Below are 2,028 nucleotides of genomic sequence, written 5' to 3' on the forward strand. Positions count from 1 at the left end.
GCTCCACGCGCCGGTAGACCCGGCCGTCGGGCGTGCGCGCCAGCAGGCCGTGGTCGAAGAGCTCGCGGCGCAGCAGGGCGTGGTCTCCGAAGAGGTGCGCCTGGCGGATCAGGTCGTTGACCGCGGGTTCGCCCATGGCGCGCCCGGCGGGCACCCTGGCCCAGAGCGCCCAGAGGCAGGGCTCGCGGTGGCTGTGCTTGCCCGGCCAGCGGATCAGGCGGCCCTGGGCGTCGAAATAGCCTGTCAGGCGCTTGAAACGCCGGGCCTGGGCCACTGCGTCCCGGACGGTGAGCGTGCCGGGGGAGGGGGCGGCGGCCGCTTCGTCCGCCGCGTCCCGGGCACTGGCCGCAATCGGGTCGGCCTGGGGGGTCGGCCGGGCGGAATCCGCCCGGTCCGCGCCCTTGTCCGCGTGTGCGCCGTCCGCTTCGCAAAGGGCCTCGCCCGCCCCGCGAACGCCGTCGCGCAGGGTATCAGCCGGGACATCGCCGCGTTGCTCCGGTCCGCCCGGAGACGCCCCCGGCGCTTCCGGGCCTTGCGCCCGATCCAGGGAGGCGGGGGCGGCGTCCTGCCCGGCTTCGGCATCCAGATCCAGGGGGTCGGCGCGCAGGTGCTGGAAATTGCGACGACCGCCCGCGCGGGCGAGCATGTTGAGCAGTTCGAGGTGGCTGGGGATGCGGCCCAGGGATTCCATCTGGGAACGCAGGGACTTGGCCAGGGCGGAAACGTCGCCCACGGCGAAAGGCAGGGGAATGCGTGACATCGCTCATCCTCTCGGACGCGCCTCTCCCACGGAGGGATCGTCGGTGGTCGCCGTCTTCCGACTCGGCACGGGGACAAGGTGTCGAGGGAATGGAGGAATAGGGCAGGTTTAGCACCCCTCGCGGGGCGGCAACGCCTGGGTGAACTGCCGACCGGAGGCGCTTATACGAAAGCGGGGCCGCCCTGGCAAGCCCCCTGCCGGGCCTTTGGGGCGCCCCGCTGCCTCCGAAGGCCTCCGCTGCGGAGGCTCGCCAGGCCGAAAACCGTGCTTCCTGGTAACGGGGCCTGGTCCGTGGAGGGAGGGAGGCGGCGGCAACGTCGCGAAAAAAAAGGCGCGCGGACTGTCGTCCGCGCGCCATGGATCGCGTGTCCGGGGCGTCTAGAGGATGCCGGCCTTTTTGAGCACGTCGGCCAGTTTGGCCTCGTTCTCCTTGCACATGTTCACCATGGGCAGGCGCAGTTCGGGGGTGACGCGCCCCATGAGGCCCAGGGAGGTCTTGGCCGGGATGGGGTTGGTCTCCATGAACATGGCCCGGTTGAGGGGCGCGAGGGCGTAGTGCAGTTCGCGCGCCTTGGCCGTGTCTCCGTCCCTCCATGCCTTGCACAGGCCGCTCATGAGGGCCGGGGCCACGTTGGAGACCACGGAGATCACGCCGTGTCCGCCGATGGCCAGGGTGGGCAGCACGGTGAAGTCGTCCCCGGAGAGGATGATGAAATCCGGGCCGCAGAACTCGATCACCTCGGAGATCTGGCAGAGGTTGCCCGTGGCCTCCTTGATGCCGATCACTTCGGGGGCGCGCTTGCGCAGGGCCGCCACGGTCTGGGGCAGGAGGTTCACCGAGGTGCGCCCGGGCACGTTGTAGACGATGAAGGGCATGGGCACTTCCTTGGCGATGGCCGCGAAGTGCTCGATGAGCCCAGCCTGGGTGGGCTTGTTGTAGTAGGGGGTGATGAGCAGCGCGCCGTCGGCCCCGGACTGCCTGGCGCAGCGGGTCAGTTCGATGGCCTCCAGCGTGTTGTTGGAGCCGGCCCCCGCCAGCACGGGCACGCGGCGTTTCACCTGGTCCACGCAGATGGAGATCACCTTGGCGTGCTCCGCGTGGGACAAGGTTGCCGATTCGCCCGTGGTGCCGCAGGGGACCACGCCGTTGATGCCCTGTTCGATCTGCCATTCGATGAGGGCGCGGTAGGCGTCCTCGTCCACCTGGCCGTTCTTGAACGGGGTGACGAGCGCGGTGAAAGCTCCAGTGAATTGCATTGCCGACCTCC

General features: G+C 69.9%; 2 protein-coding genes. Both read right to left on the reverse strand.

The window, feature by feature from the left end; all coding sequences use genetic code 11:
• Nucleotides 1-760: DUF2087 domain-containing protein (locus ACV4UX_RS18970; RefSeq protein ID WP_491594840.1), on the reverse strand; the 760-nt coding region annotated here is incomplete at its 3' end.
• A 378-nt stretch (nt 761-1,138) separates the two neighbouring features.
• Nucleotides 1,139-2,017, reverse strand: a complete 879-nt coding sequence (gene dapA / locus ACV4UX_RS18975) for a 4-hydroxy-tetrahydrodipicolinate synthase (RefSeq protein ID WP_491594841.1) — start codon at nt 2,015-2,017, stop codon at nt 1,139-1,141.
• Between the last annotated feature and the right edge of the window lie 11 nt (nt 2,018-2,028).

It is taken from the genome of Fundidesulfovibrio sp. (genome assembly GCF_058402725.1).